The 17,846-nt window shown below is 67.6% G+C and carries 17 protein-coding genes and 1 pseudogene; 13 read left to right on the top strand and 5 right to left on the bottom strand.

What is annotated here, in order from left to right; all coding sequences use genetic code 11:
• The first annotated feature begins 11 nt into the window (after positions 1–11).
• Genes RZE79_RS07100 through RZE79_RS07090 form a run of 3 tightly spaced genes read left to right on the top strand, consistent with a single transcriptional unit; the run spans position 12 to position 2,460 of the window.
• Positions 12–722 carry an amino acid ABC transporter permease gene (locus RZE79_RS07100; protein ID WP_101489077.1) on the top strand — a complete coding sequence of 237 codons (711 nt, stop codon included), beginning with the start codon at positions 12–14 and terminating at the stop codon, positions 720–722.
• Positions 719–1,462, top strand: a complete 744-nt coding sequence (locus tag RZE79_RS07095; protein WP_319359576.1) for an amino acid ABC transporter ATP-binding protein — start codon at positions 719–721, stop codon at positions 1,460–1,462. The genes RZE79_RS07100 and RZE79_RS07095 overlap by 4 nt, the downstream gene beginning before the upstream one ends.
• Positions 1,459–2,460, top strand: coding sequence for an isopenicillin N synthase family oxygenase (locus tag RZE79_RS07090; protein WP_319359575.1), 1,002 nt, complete (start codon positions 1,459–1,461; stop codon positions 2,458–2,460). The genes RZE79_RS07095 and RZE79_RS07090 overlap by 4 nt, the downstream gene beginning before the upstream one ends.
• 23 nt (positions 2,461–2,483) lie before the next feature.
• Here RZE79_RS07090 and RZE79_RS07085 read toward each other — a convergent pair whose 3' ends face one another.
• Positions 2,484–3,152 (bottom strand): HAD family phosphatase, encoded by a 669-nt coding sequence (locus tag RZE79_RS07085; RefSeq protein WP_319359574.1) that lies wholly within the window; start codon positions 3,150–3,152, stop codon positions 2,484–2,486.
• Positions 3,153–3,247: 95 nt separating this feature from the next.
• Complete coding sequence (locus tag RZE79_RS07080; RefSeq protein WP_319359573.1) at positions 3,248–4,588, bottom strand: MFS transporter; 1,341 nt, start codon at positions 4,586–4,588, stop codon at positions 3,248–3,250.
• 187 nt (positions 4,589–4,775) lie between these two features.
• Here RZE79_RS07080 and cyoA point away from each other — a divergent pair, with 187 nt between their 5' ends.
• From cyoA to RZE79_RS07040, 8 genes are all read left to right on the top strand, one after another.
• On the top strand, positions 4,776–5,801 hold the full coding sequence (gene cyoA / locus RZE79_RS07075) for a ubiquinol oxidase subunit II (protein WP_319359572.1): 1,026 nt from the start codon (positions 4,776–4,778) through the stop codon (positions 5,799–5,801).
• A gap of 4 nt (positions 5,802–5,805) precedes the next feature.
• The gene (cyoB, locus tag RZE79_RS07070) at positions 5,806–7,812 is read left to right on the top strand and encodes a cytochrome o ubiquinol oxidase subunit I (protein ID WP_319359571.1); all 2,007 of its coding nucleotides are present in this window, start codon (positions 5,806–5,808) and stop codon (positions 7,810–7,812) included.
• Positions 7,805–8,479, top strand: coding sequence for a cytochrome o ubiquinol oxidase subunit III (cyoC, locus tag RZE79_RS07065; protein WP_101489072.1), 675 nt, complete (start codon positions 7,805–7,807; stop codon positions 8,477–8,479). The genes cyoB and cyoC overlap by 8 nt, the downstream gene beginning before the upstream one ends.
• Positions 8,476–8,892, top strand: coding sequence for a cytochrome o ubiquinol oxidase subunit IV (gene cyoD / locus RZE79_RS07060; RefSeq protein WP_192193238.1), 417 nt, complete (start codon positions 8,476–8,478; stop codon positions 8,890–8,892). The genes cyoC and cyoD overlap by 4 nt, the downstream gene beginning before the upstream one ends.
• A complete protein-coding gene (locus RZE79_RS07055) occupies positions 8,892–9,725 on the top strand; it encodes an SURF1 family protein (protein ID WP_319359570.1) in 834 nt (277 codons plus the stop codon). Before cyoD ends, RZE79_RS07055 begins: the two co-directional genes overlap by 1 nt.
• Positions 9,709–11,100 carry an ATP-binding protein gene (locus RZE79_RS07050; RefSeq protein ID WP_319359569.1) on the top strand — a complete coding sequence of 464 codons (1,392 nt, stop codon included), beginning with the start codon at positions 9,709–9,711 and terminating at the stop codon, positions 11,098–11,100. The genes RZE79_RS07055 and RZE79_RS07050 overlap by 17 nt, the downstream gene beginning before the upstream one ends.
• Positions 11,097–11,660: a response regulator transcription factor gene (locus tag RZE79_RS07045; protein WP_319359568.1), complete on the top strand. Its 564-nt coding sequence runs from the start codon at positions 11,097–11,099 to the stop codon at positions 11,658–11,660. Before RZE79_RS07050 ends, RZE79_RS07045 begins: the two co-directional genes overlap by 4 nt.
• Before the next feature lie 61 nt (positions 11,661–11,721).
• Positions 11,722–12,429 carry a hemolysin III family protein gene (locus tag RZE79_RS07040; RefSeq protein ID WP_319359567.1) on the top strand — a complete coding sequence of 236 codons (708 nt, stop codon included), beginning with the start codon at positions 11,722–11,724 and terminating at the stop codon, positions 12,427–12,429.
• 10 nt (positions 12,430–12,439) lie between these two features.
• On the opposite strand, the gene RZE79_RS07035 is transcribed toward RZE79_RS07040, so the two are convergent.
• The gene (locus RZE79_RS07035) at positions 12,440–12,664 is read right to left on the bottom strand and encodes a SlyX family protein (protein ID WP_062469081.1); all 225 of its coding nucleotides are present in this window, start codon (positions 12,662–12,664) and stop codon (positions 12,440–12,442) included.
• Between the two features lie 197 nt (positions 12,665–12,861).
• On the opposite strand from RZE79_RS07035, the pseudogene RZE79_RS07030 reads away from it, so the two are divergent.
• Both RZE79_RS07030 and RZE79_RS07025 read left to right on the top strand, forming a co-directional pair.
• Positions 12,862–13,023 (top strand): annotated as a pseudogene (locus RZE79_RS07030) (LysR family transcriptional regulator); the annotation flags it as partial.
• 63 nt (positions 13,024–13,086) lie between these two features.
• On the top strand, positions 13,087–13,299 hold the full coding sequence (locus RZE79_RS07025; RefSeq protein WP_319359566.1) for a prevent-host-death protein: 213 nt from the start codon (positions 13,087–13,089) through the stop codon (positions 13,297–13,299).
• A 119-nt stretch (positions 13,300–13,418) separates the two neighbouring features.
• Here the strand turns inward: RZE79_RS07025 and RZE79_RS07020 are convergent, their stop codons facing one another.
• Both RZE79_RS07020 and RZE79_RS07015 read right to left on the bottom strand, forming a co-directional pair.
• Complete coding sequence (locus RZE79_RS07020; protein WP_319359565.1) at positions 13,419–14,900, bottom strand: AAA family ATPase; 1,482 nt, start codon at positions 14,898–14,900, stop codon at positions 13,419–13,421.
• 106 nt (positions 14,901–15,006) lie between these two features.
• Entirely contained in the window at positions 15,007–17,523 is a 2,517-nt protein-coding gene (locus RZE79_RS07015; RefSeq protein ID WP_319359564.1) for an FtsX-like permease family protein, read from the bottom strand.
• Between the last annotated feature and the right edge of the window lie 323 nt (positions 17,524–17,846).

Genomic DNA, 17,846 nt, shown 5'->3' with positions numbered 1-17,846 from the left:
GCACGGTCGACATGTTGGAAATCATCAACGACTACTGGGTCTACTTCCTCATCGGCCAGTACCCGAACGGCCCGCTCGGCGGCCTGGTGCTCACGCTGCTGCTGGCTTCGTGCGGGCTGGTGCTCGCGCTGCCGCTGGGCATCGTGCTGGGCCTGGCGCGCGTGAGCCCGTGGCGCTGCGTGCGCTGGCCTGTCACGGCGCTGGTGTTCGTGGTGCGCGGCCTGCCGCTGTTGATGGTGATCTTCTGGGCCTACTTCTTCCTGCCCAGCGTCACGGGCGTGAAGACCGACCAGTTCACCACCATGCTGATCGCGCTCGTGATCTTCGATGCCGCCTACCTCGCCGAGATCGTGCGCGCCGGCATCCAGGGCCTGCCGCGCGGGCAGATGGAAACCGCGCGCGCGCTCGGCCTGAGCTACATCGGCGCGATGCGCCTCGTGGTGCTGCCGCAGGCGCTGCGCAGCATGCTGCCCTCGCTGGTGAACCAGTTCGTCTCGACCATCAAGGAGACCTCGCTGGGCTACATCATCGGGCTGGCCGAGGTGTCGTTCATTGCCACGCAGATCAACACGCAGGTGTTCACCAAGCCGGCGCAGATCTACCTGATCCTGGGCCTGACCTACTTCATCCTGTGCTTCGGCCTCTCGCGCTTCGCCTACTGGCTGGAGCGCCGGCTCGCGCGCCGCGGCCTTCCCGCCGCGACCCTCAAGGTGCCCGCATGATCGAACTCCAACAAGTCAACAAGTGGTACGGCAGCTACCACGCACTGGTCGACGTGACCGAAACCATCCACAAGGGCGAGGTGGTCGTGGTGTGCGGGCCTTCGGGCTCGGGCAAGTCGACGCTGATCCGCACCTTCAACCGGCTGGAGCCGATCCAGTCGGGCCGCATCACGCTCGACGGGCAGGACATCCACGCGCCCGGCCTGGACGTGAACGCGTTTCGCTCGCGCATCGGCTTCGTCTTTCAGCAGTTCAACCTGTTCCCGCACCTCAGCGTGCTGCAGAACTGCTCCATGGCGCCGATGCAGCTGCACGGCCTCTCGCGCAAGGAGGCCGACGCGCGCGCGATGGCGCTGCTGGAGCGCGTGGGCCTCGCGAACAAGGCCAATGCCTGGCCCGGCGAGCTGTCGGGCGGCCAGCAGCAGCGCGTGGCCATTGCGCGCGCACTCGCCATGAAGCCGCCGCTGATGCTGTTCGACGAGCCCACCAGCGCGCTCGACCCCGAGATGGTCGGCGAGGTGCTGCTGGTGATGCGCGACCTCACGCGCGACGGCATGACCATGGTGTGCGTCACGCACGAGATGGGCTTCGCCCGCGAGGTGGCCGACCGCGTGCTCTTCATGGACCAGGGCCAGGTGCTCGAACGCGCCACGCCCGACGATTTTTTCAACCGCCCGCAGCACCCGCGCGCGCAGCAGTTCCTGTCCGACATCCGTTCGCCTTTTTCGAGAGACGCATGACCGACTCCACCCTTCCCCTCATCGACGTCGCCCCGCTGGTGGCCGGCGCGCCCGAACGCGCACGCGTGGCGGCGCAGATCGGCGACGCCTGTCGCGCGCACGGCTTCTTCTACGTCACGGGCCATGGCGTCGACCCAGCGCTTATCCAGCGGCTCGAAAACCTGAGCCACCAGTTCTTCGACCTCCCCGAGGAAACCAAGATGCAATGGCGCATGGCCCTGGGCGGCCGCGCCTGGCGCGGTTATTTCCCGCGCGGCGGCGAGCTGACCTCGGGCCGGCCCGACTGGAAGGAAGGCCTCTACCTGGGCACCGAGCTGCCCGCCGACCACCCGCTGGTGCAGGCGAAGACGCCGGTGCACGGGCCGAACCTCTTTCCCGATGTGCCGGGTTTTCGCGAGACCATCCTCGCGTACATGGATGCGGTCACGCAGCTGGGCCACCGGCTCATGGAAGGCATCGCGCTGAGCCTCGGCCTGCCCGCGAACTACTTCGCGCAGCGCTACACGGCCGACCCGCTGATCCTGTTCCGTATCTTCAACTACCCGACGCAGGCCGTGCCCGAAGGGCTCGATGTGCAATGGGGCGTGGGCGAACACACCGACTACGGCCTGCTCACGATCCTGCACCAGGACACCGTGGGCGGCCTCGCGGTGCACACGCCGGGCGGCTGGATCGACGCGCCACCGGTGCCCGGCGCCTTCGTCTGCAACATCGGCGACATGCTCGACCGCATGACCGGCGGGCTCTACAAGTCGACGCCGCACCGCGTGAAGCGCAACACCTCGGGCCGCGACCGGCTGTCGTTCCCGCTGTTCTTCGACCCGAACTTCGAGGCGCGCGTGCAGCGCATCGAAGGCCTGGCCGGTGCCGATGCGCTGGACGACAGCGCCGAGCGCTGGGACCGCGCCAACGTGCATGCCTTCAGTGGCCGCTATGGCGATTACCTGCTGGCCAAGGTGTCGAAGGTGTTTCCGCAGCTGCGGGACGAAGTTCTCTGAACTGAACGCGGGCCCTGACCTCGTCAGGGAAACCAGCGCGTCAGATGCGGCACGGCATCGTGCAGCGAATCGAGCACATGAAAGGCCTGCGCGACGATCGCCTCGGGCGGGTGCTTGAGGTCGGGCACCACCACCACGCGCATCCCGGCGGCCAGCGCGGCCTTGGCGCCGTTCTCGCTGTCTTCGAAGGCGACGCAATCGGCAGGGTCCACACCCAGGCGCTCGGCCGCGAGGCGGTAGAGCGCGGGGTCGGGCTTGGCGCGCGCCACTTCGTCGCCGCCCGCGAAGGCCTCGAAGTGATGGAGCACGTCGAGGCTGCCCAGGCAGGCCGCGATCTGGCCGCGCGTGGACGATGAGGCGACCGCGCAGCGCGTGCCGCGTCCGCGCAAGGCGGTGAGCAACTCGGCCGCGCCGGGCTTGATCGGAAAGAGCGGCCGCACGTCGCCTGCCAGACGTTCCAGCTGCAGCGCGGCAGTCACTTGCGCCGCCGCATGCTGGTAGGCAGCGACGCCGCCGAGCAGCCCCGCAAGGATCTGCTTCGATTCGCCCATGGCCAGCCCCACGCATTGCAGGTACTGGGCGTGCGAAAGCTCGACATCGAGCGTGCGGGCCGCGGCAATCCAGGCGGCCATGATGGGGCGCTCCGAATCGATCAGCAGCCCATCCATGTCAAAAATGGCGGCGGTGAACATCGAGGCGAATCCTAAGCGAGCCCGCGCCTGTGCTGCCGCGGCCATGAAAAAAGGGGCCATCGGCCCCTTCGTTCGAGAAACAGCAAAACTGCCGGTCAGTCCCGCGCCAGCGCCCGGTTCAGCCCCAATGCGGCCAGCGTGCCGAGCGCGCCCGACAGCAGGTAGACGCTCACGAAGGCCAGGCCGAAGTGCGCCGACAGGCCCAGGGCGACCAGCGGGGCAAAGGCCGCGCCGATGAGCCAGGCCAGGTCGGCCGTGAGGGCCGCGCCGGTGTAGCGGTACTTGGCTTCGAAGTTCGAGGTCACGGCGCCGGCCGCCTGGCCGTACGACAGGCCCAGCAGCGCAAAGCCCAGCACGATGAAGATGTCCTGGCCGATGCGTCCGCCGTCGAGCAGCGTGGGCGCGAAGCCGCTGAACACGGCGATCATCGCGGCCAGGCCGCCGAGCGTGAAGCGGCGGCCGATGCGGTCGGCGATGAGGCCCGAGGCCACGATGCCGATGGCGCCGAACACCGCGCCGACCATCTGCACGATGAGGAACTCGGTGATCGACTGGTCGGAATACAGCGAGATCCACGACAGCGGGAACACCGTGATCAGGTGGAACAGCGCGTAGCTGGCCAGCGCGGCGAACGCGCCGATCAGCAGGTTGGCGCCCTGCGAACGCGTCAGCTCGACCACGCTGGTCGGCTGCAGCTCGCGCTCTTCGAGCAGGCGCGAATACTCGTCGGTGGCCACGAGACGCAGGCGCGCGAACAGCGCCACGACGTTGATGGCGAAGGCCACGTAGAAGGTGTAGCGCCAGCCCCAGTCGAGGAAGTCGGCCAGCGGCAGGCTGGAGTACAGGTACGCGAACAACGCGCTGGCCACGAAGAAGCCCAGCGGTGCGCCCAGCTGACCCAGCATGGCGTACCAGCCGCGCTTGTTGGGCGGTGCGTTCAGCGCCAAAAGCGACGGCAGGCCGTCCCACGAGCCGCCCAGCGCCAGGCCCTGGGCAAAGCGGAACACCGACAGCAGCACGATGGCCGTGAAGCCGATGCTCGCGTAGCCCGGCAGGAAGGCGATGCCGGCGGTCGAGGTGCCCAGCAGGAACAGCGCAATCGTGAGCTTGGTCTCGCGCCCGAAGCGCCGCTGGATCGCCATCGAGATCACGGTGCCGAAGGGGCGCGCGATGAAGGCGAACGAGAAGATCACGAAGGCCCAGAGCACGCCTTCCAGGCGCTGCTCGAACGGAAAGAACACCGCCGGGAACACCAGCACCGAGGCGATGCCGTAGACGAAGAAGTCGAAATACTCGGACGCGCGGCCGATGATCACGCCGACCGCGATCTCGCCCGGGGCGATGTGCGAATGGTCGGCGTCTGCGGCGCGGGCGCCGCCTTCGGGCGTGTGCGACACAGGCTGGGCGCCTTGTGGACTGATGCTGGACGTCGTCATCTTGCTGGCTGGCTGTAATTCAGGCGTCACGCCGGAGCGCGACACAGAGGGGAATTCTGGACACCCTGTAGCGTCTCACCGATTTGCGTTTACCGCCATAGGACAAAACGTCCAATAGGCGAAATCCCTCGGGCGGCGTAGATTGCAGGGTCATTTTTGCGCGGCCTTCGCACTCTCCTCTCCCGGCATGCACATCCTCAAGACCCTTCGCCGAGCGCTCCTGCTGCTCTCCGCCATTTTCCTGGCGGGCTGTAACACAGTGCTGTTGAACCCCTCCGGCGACATCGCCAACCAGCAGGGGCGTCTCATCATCGTCTCGACGGTGCTGATGCTGATCATCATCATCCCGGTGATCGCGCTGACCATCTTCTTTGCCTGGCGATATCGCCAGTCGAACAAGGAGGCCACCTACAGCCCCGACTGGGACCACTCCACGCAGCTCGAGCTGGCGATCTGGGCCGCGCCGCTCCTGATCATCATCGCGCTGGGCGCGATCACCTGGATCAGCACCCACACGCTGGACCCGTACCGTCCGCTGAGCCGCCTGGACGCGCAGCGCCCGATTCCCGCCGAAACCAAGCCCCTGGTGGTCGAGGTGGTGGCGCTGGACTGGAAGTGGCTCTTCATCTACCCCGAGCAGGGCATTGCCACGGTGAACGAACTGGCGGCTCCGGTGGACCGCCCGATCAGCTTCAAGATCACGGCCTCGTCGGTCATGAACTCCTTCTTCATCCCCGCGCTGGCCGGCCAGATCTATGCCATGCCGGGCATGGAGACCAAGCTGCACGCGGTGATCAACAAGCCGGGCGAGTTCGACGGCTTCTCCGCCAACTACAGCGGCGCGGGCTTCTCGGGCATGCGCTTCAAGTTCCACGGCCTGAGCCACGACGGCTTCGACCAGTGGGTGGCCAAGGTCAAGACCGGCAAAGAGGGCGAACTGACCCGCGAGCAATACAAGAAGCTCGAAGTGCCGAGCGAGCGCGAGCCCGTGCGCCACTACGCCGCGGTCGATCCCGCCCTGTACGACGCCATCCTGAACCTGTGCGTCGACCGCAACAAGATGTGCATGAAGGAAATGATGGCCATCGACGCCGACGGCGGCCTGGGCAAGCCGGGCGCTTTCAACATCGCCACCAAGCAGGCCTGGCAGGCCGACTCCCTCGACACGCCCAAGCGCAAGTACGTCACCGCGATGTGCACCACCGAAGACTAAGAAGATGCTGCAGAACCTAGACCTGACGAAGCTCGTCTTCGGCCGCCTCTCCTGGGAGGCGATTCCCCTTCACGAGCCGATTTTGCTCGTGACCTTCGCGGCCGTGATCCTGGGCGGCCTGGCGCTGCTGGGCGCCGTGACCTACTTCAAGCTGTGGGGCACCTTGTGGAATGACTGGATCACCAGCATCGACCACAAGAAGATCGGCATCATGTACATCATCCTGGGCCTGGTGATGCTGCTGCGCGGCTTTGCCGACGCGCTGATGATGCGGGCCCAGCAGGCCGTCGCCTTCGGCGACAACGCGGGCTTTCTGCCGCCGCACCACTACGACCAGATCTTCACCGCCCACGGCGTGATCATGATCTTCTTCGTGGCGATGCCGCTGGTCACGGGCCTCATGAACTTCGTGGTGCCGCTGCAGATCGGCGCACGCGACGTGGCCTTTCCGTTCCTGAACAACTTCAGCTTCTGGATGACCACCTTCGGCGCCGGCCTCGTGATGGCCTCGCTGTTCGTGGGCGAGTTCGCCAAGACCGGCTGGCTGGCGTACCCGCCGCTGTCGGGCATCCTGTTCAGTCCTGACGTGGGGGTCGATTACTACATCTGGTCCCTGCAGATTGCGGGGGTGGGCACATTGCTGTCCGGCGTGAACCTGCTGGCGACCATCGTGAAGATGCGCGCGCCCGGCATGACCATGATGAAGATGCCCGTCTTCACGTGGACCGCCCTGTGCACCAACGTGCTGATCGTGGCTGCCTTCCCGGTGCTCACGGCCGTGCTGGCCCTGCTGTCGCTCGACCGTTATGTCGGCACCAACTTCTTCACGAACGACCTCGGCGGCAACGCCATGATGTACGTGAACCTGATCTGGATCTGGGGCCACCCCGAGGTGTACATCCTGATCCTGCCGGCCTTCGGCATCTTCTCGGAAGTGGTCTCCACCTTCTCGGGCAAGCGCCTGTTCGGCTACGCCTCGATGGTGTACGCCACAGTCGTGATCACGATCCTGTCGTACCTCGTGTGGCTGCACCACTTCTTCACCATGGGCTCCGGCGCCAGCGTGAACTCGTTCTTCGGCATCACGACGATGATCATCTCGATCCCGACAGGCGCGAAGATCTTCAACTGGCTCTTCACCATGTACCGCGGCCGCATCCGTTTCGAGCTGCCCATGATGTGGACCATCGGCTTCATGATCACCTTCGTGATCGGCGGCATGACCGGCGTGCTGCTGGCCGTGCCCCCGGCCGACTTCGTGCTGCACAACAGCCTATTCCTGATCGCCCACTTCCACAACGTGATCATTGGCGGCGTGCTGTTCGGCATGCTGGCGGGCATCACCTACTGGTTCCCGAAGGCCTTCGGCTACAAGCTCGATCCGTTCTGGGGCAAGTGCTCGTTCTGGTTCTGGATCGTCGGCTTCTGGATGGCCTTCATGCCGCTGTACATCCTGGGCCTGATGGGCGTCACGCGCCGCATGAGCCACTTCCAGGACATGTCGCTGCAGATCTGGTTCCAGGTCGCCGCCGTCGGCGCGGTGCTCATCGCACTGGGCATCGCCTCGTTCCTGATCCAGCTGGTGGTGAGCTTCATCCGCCGCGAGTCGCTGCGCGACACCACGGGCGACCCGTGGAACGGCCGCACGCTCGAGTGGTCGACCTCGTCGCCGCCGCCGGCCTACAACTTCGCGTTCACGCCGCGCGTGCACGACAACGACGCCTGGACCGACATGAAGGCCCGCGGCTACCAGCGTCCGCTGGACGGCTTCAGCCCCGTGCACATGCCCAAGAACACGGCCGCCGGCTTCATCATCGCGGCGCTGAGCGCGGTGTGCGGCTTTGCGTTGATCTGGCAGATGTGGCTCCTGGCCGGCATCGGCTTCGTGGCCATGCTGGTCGCGATCATCGTCCACACCTTCAACTACAAGCGCGACTACTACATCCCCGCGGAAGAAGTCGTGCGCACCGAAGCCGAACGCACCCGCCTGATGGCTGCCGCCCATGTCTGATACCACCGCTCTCTCCACTCCCCCGGGCGTGCACGTGCACGCCCACAGCGACCTGACGGGCAAGCCGCCGGTGTTCGAGCTGTTCCACGTGCGCAACGAGGACCACCACCCCGAGAACGGCACGCTGCTGGGCTTCTGGCTCTACCTGATGAGCGACTGCCTCATCTTTGCCTGCCTGTTCGCGGTATACGGCGTGCTGGGCCGCAGCTACGCGGCCGGCCCCTCGGGCGCCGACCTGTTCGACCTGCCGCTGGTGGCGATGAACACGTCGCTGCTGCTGCTGTCGTCCATCACCTACGGCTTCGCCATGCTCGAGATGCAGCGCAAGCGCATGGGCGGCGTGCTGCTGTGGCTGGGCATCACCGGCCTGCTGGGCCTGGGCTTCATCGGCCTGGAGCTGTACGAGTTCGCGCACCTGCTGCACGAAGGCGCCGGCCCGCAGCGCAGCGCCTTCCTGTCGTCGTTCTTCGCGCTGGTGGGCACGCACGGCCTGCACGTGAGCTTCGGCATCATCTGGCTCGTCGTGCTGATGTTCCAGCTGCCCAAGCACGGCTTCACCCCCGCCAACCGCCGCCGCCTGATGTGCCTGTCGATGTTCTGGCACTTCCTGGACGTCGTGTGGATCGGCGTCTTCACTTTCGTCTACCTCATGGGATCGATGGCATGAGCGCCCCCGCACACACCGACGCGCACGGCCACGGCGCACACGACAGCCACGGCCACGGCGACCACCACGACGACGGTCCGGTCAGCCACAGCACCTTCAAGGGCTACATGACCGGCTTCGTGCTGGCCGTGATCCTGACCGCGATCCCGTTCTGGCTCGTGATGGGCAAGGTGATCGCCAACCCCAGCACCACCGCGCTCGTCATCCTCGGCTTTGCCGTGGTGCAGATCGTGGTCCACATGGTGTACTTCCTGCACATGGACGCCAAGTCCGAAGGCGGCTGGAACATGCTGGCGCTGATCTTCACGCTGGTGCTCGTGGTCATCACGCTGGCCGGGTCGTTGTGGGTCATGTATCACATGAACACCAACATGATGCCGGCCATGGTCCACGACATGAAGAACATGCCCTGATGGCATCGACCGCCCGCCCGCGCTCGGTTGTCACGCGTGCGGCGCTGGCGGTCTGCGCCGTCCTTGCCTTTGCCGGCTTTCTTGCACTCGGCACCTGGCAGGTCGAGCGCCGGGCCTGGAAGCTCGATCTCATCGCCCGCGTCGACCAGCGCGTGCACACCCCGGCCACCGACGCACCGGCGCGCTCCGAATGGCCCACGGTCAACGCGGCCAACGACGAATACAGACACGTGCGCCTTCGCGGCACGTTCCTCCATGACAAGGAAGCGCTGGTGCAGGCCAGCACCCGGCTCGGCGCCGGCTTCTGGGTGCTGACGCCGCTGCGCACCGCCGACGGCAGCGTCGTGCTCGTCAACCGCGGCTTCGTGCCGCCCGAGGCACGCGAGCGCGCGGCCCGCACCGCCCCCGAGCCCCAGGGCGACACCACCGTGGCCGGCCTGCTGCGCCTCACCGAGCCGAAGGGCGGCTTCCTGCGCACGAACGACCCCGCGGCCGACCGCTGGTTCTCGCGCGACGTGCAGGCCATTGCCGCCGCGCGCGGCCTGGCCGACGTGGCGCCCTACTTCGTCGATGCCGAGGCCGGCCCCGCGACTGCGCAGGCCGCGCCCACGTGGCCGGCAGGCGGCCTGACCGTCATCGCCTTCCCCAACAGCCACCTCGTCTACGCCCTGACCTGGTACGGGCTGGCGCTGATGGTGCTCGGCGCCGCGTGGTTCGTGTGGCGCGACGACCGGCGCCGGCAGGCGGCACCCGGCGGCAGCGGCGAAAATGCACCGCATGCCGACGCCGCACGCCCCGATCACGCCGGTCCCGCCGATGTCCGCCGCGACTGACAAGCTCGCCGCGGTGGCCGGCGAGCTGCACGCCCCGCGCGCGGGCGTCGCGAGCCTGGACAACGTCATCGGCCACCAGAACATGCAGCAGCTGATCCAGCTGCGCTGGTTCGCCGTCGTCGGGCAGGTCGCCACCATCCTCGTGGTGCACTACGGCTTCGGCATCCGGCTGCCGCTGAATCACATGCTGCAGGTGCTCACCTGCCTGGCACTGTTCAACATGGTGAGCCTGCTGCGCCTGCGCATCCACGGCCGCGTGACCAACGGCGAGCTGTTCGTCGCGCTGCTGGTCGACGTGGCCACGCTCACGGCCCAGCTGTACCTCAGCGGCGGCGCCACCAACCCCTTCGTCTTTCTGTACCTGCTGCAGGTGATCCTGGGCGCGGTGCTGCTCAAGGCCTGGTCGACCTGGACCATCGTGGTCATCACCGGCCTGTGCTTCGCCGGCCTGGCGCTGTTCTCGCGCCCGCTGCCGCTGCCGCTGGACCACGACCGCGGCCTGTGGAGCCCCTACGTGCAGGGCATGCTGGTGTGCTTTGCGCTCAACGCCGCGCTGCTGGTGGTCTTCATCACCCGCATCAGCCGCAACCTGCGCGTGCGCGATGCGCGGCTGGCCGACCTGCGCCAGCGCGCGTCGGAAGAAGAACACATCGTGCGCATGGGCCTGCTGGCCTCGGGCGCGGCGCACGAGCTGGGCACGCCGCTGGCCACGCTGGCCGTGATCCTCGGCGACTGGCGCCGGTTGCCGCACTTCAGCTCCGACCCCGAGCTGCTGCAGGAAGTGGCCGAGATGGAAGTGCAGATCCAGCGCTGCAAGAGCATCGTGAGCGGCATCCTGCTGTCGGCCGGCGAGACGCGCGGCGAGTCGTCCGAAGAGACCACCGTGCGCACCTTCCTGGACGACCTCGTCGAAGAATGGCGCACCACGCGCCCGGTCGAGGAGTTCGACTACGAAAACCTGTTCGGGCAGGACCTGCCCATGGTGTCCGACTCGGCGATCAAGCAGATGGTGTGCAACGTGCTCGACAACGCGCTCGAGGCCTCTCCGCACTGGCTGCGCCTGGAAGCCACGCACGACGCCGACGCGCTCACCATCACCGTCACCGACGCGGGCCCCGGCTTCATGCCGGCCATCCTCGCGGAGTTCGGCAAGCCCTACCAGTCGAGCAAGGGCCGCCCCGGCGGCGGGCTGGGCCTGTTCCTGGTCGTGAACGTGGCGCGCACACTGGGCGGGCGCGTCGCCGTGCGCAACCGCCCCGAGGGCGGCGCCATCGTGACCATCACGCTGCCGCTGGCGGCCATCGTGCTCGAAGAGGACGAGGAAGAAGCCGCCCTCGCCGACCACGCCACCCCCAAGGCCCCCACCAGCCCATGACGCCCACACCCGACACCGCCGAGGTCCGCCAGCTGCTGATCGTCGAGGACGACGAGGCCTTCGCGCGCACGCTCGCACGCTCGTTCGAGCGGCGCGGCTACGTCGTGGTGCATGCGCGCAACCTCGAGGAAGTGGAAGCGCTGCTCGAGGAAGGCGACGGCCCCTCGCCCGGCTACGCGGTGGTCGACCTGAAGCTCAACGGCGAGGCCTCGGGCCTGGCCTGCGTGCAGATCCTGCACCGGCACGACGCCGAGATGCTGATCGTGGTGCTCACCGGTTTCGCGAGCATCGCCACCGCCGTCGAGGCCATCAAGCTCGGCGCCTGCCACTACCTGGCCAAGCCCTCGAACACCGACGACATCGAGGCCGCCTTCGGCCGCGCCGCCGGCACCACCGAGGTCGAACTGACCAACCGCTCGACCTCGATCAAGACGCTGGAGTGGGAGCGCATCCACGAGATGCTGGCCGAGACCGGCTTCAACATCTCGGAAACCGCGCGCCGGCTCGGCATGCATCGGCGTACATTGGCGCGCAAACTCGGCAAACAGCAGGTCAAGTAACATGATCTGCAGGTTTCGCGCATTTTGCGGAACCAACCCGATCCTGGAGGCTCTGTTCCTGATGACGAATAGCCCGCCGCTGCAGCTGCAGCCCGCCCTTTCCGCCGATCCGAAGAAAAAGCCGGCGTCCGCCGCGCGCGACCAGACCGCGATGGAAGAGCTCTTCAACGCCCTGAGCCATGGCCTGGGCCTGCTGCTGGCGATTGCCTCGCTGCCCATCCTGGTCTACAGCGCTGCCCAGAAGGGCCAGGCCGCGGCCGTGGTGGGCGCGTCGCTGTTCGCGGGCACGGCCATCGTGCTGTACCTGATCTCCACGCTGTACCACGCGCTGCCGACCGGCCGCGCCAAGGCCTGGTTCAACCGGCTCGACCACGCGGCCATCTATTTGTTCATTGCGGGCAGCTACATGCCCTTCTTGTTCGGCGTGCTGCGCGGGCCCTGGGGCTGGACGCTGTTCGGCGCCATCACCGCCGCCGCCGTGCTGGGCGTGAGCGCCAAGCTGTTCAACCGCCTACAGCACCCGCTGTGGTCCACCGGCCTGTACGTGGCGATGGGCTGGATGGCGCTGATGGCGGCGGTGCCGCTGTGCGAGCGCATGTCATCGGCCGGTCTGGCCTGGCTCGTGGCCGGTGGGCTGTTCTACACGGCCGGGGCCGTGGTGTTCCTGTTCGACAACAAGGTGCGCTACGCGCATTCGGTGTGGCACCTGTTTGTGCTGGCCGGCAGCACCTGCCATTTCTTCGCCGTGCTCTGGCACGCGCACGGCTGAACGATCTTCCTCAGTAGTGAGGCGGGAGTTCGTCGCGCAGGTTGCGCGCGCCCCCGTCCTGCCCTGCGTTCTGGCTCTGCAGCCGCAGCTGCGCGACCTGCAGGATCAGGCTGTCGATCTGCTGCTGTTGCCGGTAGATCGTCATGTTCAGCTGCTCGAGCAGGTCTTCGGCATAGCTCGACTTGATCTCGAGGTCGTTCAGACGCTCTGTCACGTCGTTCGGTGAATGTTCCATGGGGCTATTGGACAGGAAAACGGCGCAGCGTCTTGCGACGGCCGTGAGCCCCCATCCCGGCCTTCCCCCGGAAGGGGAAGGAGCGAGACAGCCTCTTTTTCAACAGGCTGGTGACTCCAGCGCCGCGGCGCCCGCATCAGCGTGCGTCTCGCCGCGCAGAAACGCAAACACCACCACCGCCGTAACAGCGTCACCCCGGCGAGTTGCAGCGCGTGCTGGCGCCGCACCTCGTGCGGCGAGGGCAGTTCTCGGCACTGTGGCCGTCGAGCCGGCAGTTGTCGCCGAAGGTGCGGGCGTTTGTCGACTTTGCGGGTGAGCACATGTTCAGGGGCGACGGCGCAGACGCACAAACGACCTGAACCCGATTCAGACCACAATCCGGCTGATTCACGGCACCCACGGGACGCGCAATGAGTTCTTCCATGCAGATCAAATCCATCGACGATCCCGAGCGTCATGCCACAGAGGTCGTGAAGCCGCTGTTGGTCGGCTCCGACAAAGAACACGAAGAAGCGCCCGTGTTGCTGAAAGTCCCGGTGCTCGGCAGTCACGAAATCGAGCAGAACCAATTCAGGTCTTCGGATGAAGTGTTCGCTGAACTGGACCAAGAAGACACGAGCAGCACTCCCGCATGAAGCGCTCGACGGACCGGCGCGACATCGTGTTCGCGCCCATCCTCTCGCCCCACGACATCGACACGATGTAGCGGGAATTCCTGCAAGGCACCACGCATTGACGCGGGTGCCGGACCGGATCAAGCGACAGCTTCAGCGACGACTCTTGGCTCGGCGGACACCGCCTCGACCTGCGGGGCGCTGTCCTTGGGCGGCGCCTTTACAGGCTCGCTTCCCATCCGGCTCAACGCCAGCGCCACCTGCAACGGATACAGCGTGCGCGCATCCCCCTCGGCCTTGTTGCTCACCGTCGTGCCGGCGGCCTCGCTCATGCGGGCCGTGCGCACCGCGTCGAGGCGGTGGGTCGGCACCATGAACGGCGAGTGCGTCGTGTAGAGGATCTGGTTGCCGAAGTCGTGCTCCAGGTGCGCCAGCAGATCGGCCTGCGAATGCGCGTGCAGGTGCAGGCCGGGTTCGTCCAGCAGCAGGATCGCATCGCTCGCGCCCTTCGTGTCCGCGAAGAACGCGATGTAGAACGAGAAGAACCACTGGAAGCCGCGGCTGCGTTCGTCGAGGTTCACTTCCACCTCATAAGCAGCGTTCGGGTCGGACACCAGCGTCTCCAGGTGCTGCCCGTCGAGGTTGAAGCGGACCTTGAGTTCGCGGTCTTTCCACACGCGGCGGATTTCCGACGTGACGACCGAGCCGGCACGGTTCACCAACTGATTGCGCGTCGCCAAGTCGTTCTTCGCCAGCAGGTCCTGCAGCTGCTGCGGATCGAGCCCCGCCACCTGGCACAGCTTCTCGAAATTGCGCTCGCCGGCCGTGCGCTCGCCCCAGCCCTTGCGCGTGAGGTACTCGGCGATGTTCTGACGGCCGGGCAGCGAGGCGTAGTCCTCGACGTAGATGAAGCGCGGCAGTTTCTGCAGCACCCAGGCGCGGGCGTGGGCCAGCGCGGGCTGGTCGTTGTCGATCGTGCGTGCCAGCTCTTCGAGCTCGGTCAGCATCTGCGCCTGCTTGTCGGCGATTTCCGCGCCGGCCGTGGCCAGCGCCTGGCGCAGGGCCTGCAGTGCCAGCAGTGCGCCGGCCGACCACTTCACGAAGTCGGGGCTCGGGATCATCGCGGCGTCGAAGGCGTCGGCCTCCTGTTCGAGCGGTGCCTTCAGTTCGTCGGCGACCTTCTCGGTCGCCGCCTTCACGGCGGGCACGATCTTGCGGACCTTGGCCTTGATGTCGCTCACGTCGATCGACAGCGGGCCCAGGCCCTCGAAGCCGGTCGTGCGCGTGGCGCCGTAGCCGCGGCCAGCCGTGACCTGGCGCACGCCGGCGGCGCGCGGCAGGATGGCGGCGAGCGCCAGCTGCTCGGAGGCGTCGAGGTCCCAGCGCGTGTGCACGACGGGGGTGTCGTCGGTGCATTCGTCGAGGCGGCGGTGCCGCGGAAAGTCTTTGATGGGGCTGAGTGCCGTGAGCCCGTCGGTCGGGTTCAGGCTGTGCAACGCGCGCAGCAGGTTCGACTTGCCGCTGTCATTTCGGCCGAGGATCGCTGTGATCTGGGAGGAATCGATGGAGCCGCTGTCGTGGATCGAGCGATAGTTGGTGATCTGGAATGACGCCAAGCGCATGCAGGAATTTCTCTTCTGAATTGGATACGGGGCCGGGGAATGTATTGCATCCCCGGCCCCGTCCTGCCGATCGCGGAAGAAAAAAACTGTACGGCGCTGTGCCGCCCTACTCGGCCGCGCGGCGCAGCGTGTCGACCACCGGCCGGCGCAGCACATCGCGCAGGCCCCACCACCCCGCCGCCAGCGCGAGCACCGCGCCGGCCAGCGCGCCCGCCACCGGCACGAGCGGCGACGCGGTCCAGGTGAACTCGAACACGTAGCGCGCGAGCCCCCAGCCGATCACCGAGGCCACGATGCTCGCGAGGAAGCCCGCCAGCAGACCGACGCCGATCAGCTCGGCGCGCTGCACCTGCCGCAGCAGGCTGGCGCGGGCGCCCACGGCGCGCATCACGGCGAACTCGCGCGCACGCTCTTCGCGCGTGGCGGTGACGGCGGCGAACAGCACCACCAGCCCGGCCGCCAGCGTGAAGCCGAACAAAAATTCGACCGCGCGGATCACCTGGTCGAGCACGCGCTGCACCTGGTTGATGGTGGCGCTCATGTCGACGTTGGTCACGTTGGGAAAGCTGCGCACGAGCGCGTTGTCGAAGCCGCGCGTCTCGGGCGCGCGGAAGGCGCCCATGTAGGTCACGGGCACGTCGGCCAGCGAGGCCACGGTGTACATCACGAAGAAGTTGGCGTGCAGCGAACCCCAGTCGACCTTGCGCAGCGAGGTGACGCGCGCGTCGTTCTGCATGCCGCCGATGTCGAAGCGCAGGGTGTCGCCGAGCTTCAGGCCCAGTGTTTCGGCCAGGCCTTCTTCCACGCTCACCTCGTTCTTCGCCTCGGGCGTCCAGGCACCGGCGGTGACGGCGTTGTGCGCGGGCGCGGCGGTGCTGTTGCTCAGGTTGAACTCGCGGTCGACGAGGCGCTTGGCGCGGTCTTCGGTGTAGTCGTCGGGCGTCACGGGCTTGTCGTTGATCGCCACCAGCCGGCCGCGGATCATCGGGTACCAGTCGAACTTGCCGACGCCCGCGTCGCGCAGCGTCTTCTGGAACGCGTCGCTCTGCTCGGGCATCACGTTGATGACGAAGCGGTTGGGCGCGTCGGGCGGCGTGGCCTTGCGCCAGCTCGCCACGAGGTCGGTGCGCAGCAGCACGAGCAGCACCAGCGCCAGCAGGCCCACGGCGAGCGCACTGACCTGCACCACGGCATAGGCCGGGCGCGCCGAGATCTGCCGCGTGGCCAGCACCAGCCAGCGCGGCGCGGTGGTCTCGTTGACGCTGCGGCGCAGCACCTTCACCGCCAACCAGCTCAGCAACGCGAACACGGCCACGGCACCGGCAAAGCCGCCGACCGCAATGAGGCCCAGCTTGATGTCGCTGCTGGCCGCCATCAGCAGCGCCGCAAAGCCCGCCACGCCGATGCCCAACACGGCGAGCGATGCAGGCTTGAGCCCGCCCACGTCGCGGCGGATCACGCGCAGCGGCGGCACGCGCGCCAGCTGCAGCACCGGCGGCAGGCCGAAGGCGAACAGCAGCGTGAGCCCCATGCCCAGGCCGAAGGCCACGGGCCACAGCGTGGCGGCGGGCAAGGCGGTTTCGACCAGCCCGGCCAGCAGCAGCACGAACACATAGTGAACGGCGAAGCCGATGGCCACGCCGATCGCGCTGGCCACGGTGCCGATCACCGCGAACTCGAAGGCATAGGCCGCGGCGATGGTGCGCTGGCTCTGGCCGAGCACACGCAGCATGGCGCAGTCGTCGAGGTGGCTGGCCGCGAAGCCGCGCGCGGCCAGCGCCACGGCCACGGCCGACAGCAGCGCCGCGAGCAGCGCGACGAGGCTCAGGAATTTCTCGGCGCGGTCGAGCGTCTGGCGCATCTCGGGCCGGCCGCCCTCGAAGGAGTCGAGCCGCACGCCGCGCAGCTCGCCCTTCTTGATGGTCGCCTCGGCCCAGTCGCTGAAGCGCTTCACGGCGGCATCGTCGCCCGCCACGGCGTAGCGATAGCCCACGCGGCTGGCCGGCTGCACGAGGCCGGTGCGCGCCACGTCGGACTGGTTGAGCATCACGCGCGGCGAAAAGCTCATGAAGCCCGCGCCCCGGTCGGGCTCGAGCGTGATCACGCGGCCCACGCGCAAGCCGGTGTCGCCCAGCAGCAGCGTGTCGCCGACCTTCAGGCCCAGCGAATCGAGCAGCGAGGCATCGACCCAGACCTCGCCCGACGCCGGCACGTCGCGCGTCACCGTGCCCGCACCTTCGGCCGTGGTGGCCGTCTGCAGGTTGCCGCGCAGCGGGTAGCCCGGCGTCACGGCCTTCAGGGCCACGAGCTTGCTGGCGCCGCCTTGCGTCTCTTCGGCCCGCGCCATGGTCGGAAAGCCGAAGGTGCCGGTGCCCGCGAGGCCGAGCGATTCCGCCTGCTTGATGAAAGCTTCGGGCGTCGGGTTGTCGCTCACGATCACCGCGTCGCCGCCCAGCAGCTGGCGCGCGTCGCGCTGCAATCCGCCCTGCAGCCGGTCGGCAAAGAAGCCGACCGCCGTGAGCGCGGCCACGGCCAGCACCACGGCCACGATCAAGAGGCGCAGCTCACCGGCGCGCAGGTCGCGCCAGAGCGTGCGCCAGCCAAGGCGAAGGGAAGCATTCATGGCGCGAACGATAGCCGACGCCTACCGGCACTGGCGGACTCAAGGGTTATTTATGCCGCAGGAGCTTTGTCTGGCTCCTTCCCCTACCGGGGGAAGGTGGGGATGGGGGCACGCGGCGCTCGCACGATGTCTGTGTCTGATCGACCGCCGCTGGCCCCCACCCCCGCCCTCCCCCAGTTGGGGGAGGGAGAAATACAGGGTGCCCCGGACCCTTGTCTTGCTCCTTCCCCTCCCGGGGGAAGGTGGGGATGGGGGCACGCGGCGCTCGCACGAGGGCTGTGCCGGATCGAACGCCGCTTGCCCCCACCCCTGCCCTCCCCCAG

This window comes from Variovorax sp. EBFNA2, from assembly GCF_033802765.1.
Taxonomy (GTDB): Bacteria; Pseudomonadota; Gammaproteobacteria; order Burkholderiales; family Burkholderiaceae_C; genus Variovorax; species Variovorax paradoxus_H.
This window is presented reverse-complemented; position numbering and strand designations above follow the sequence as displayed.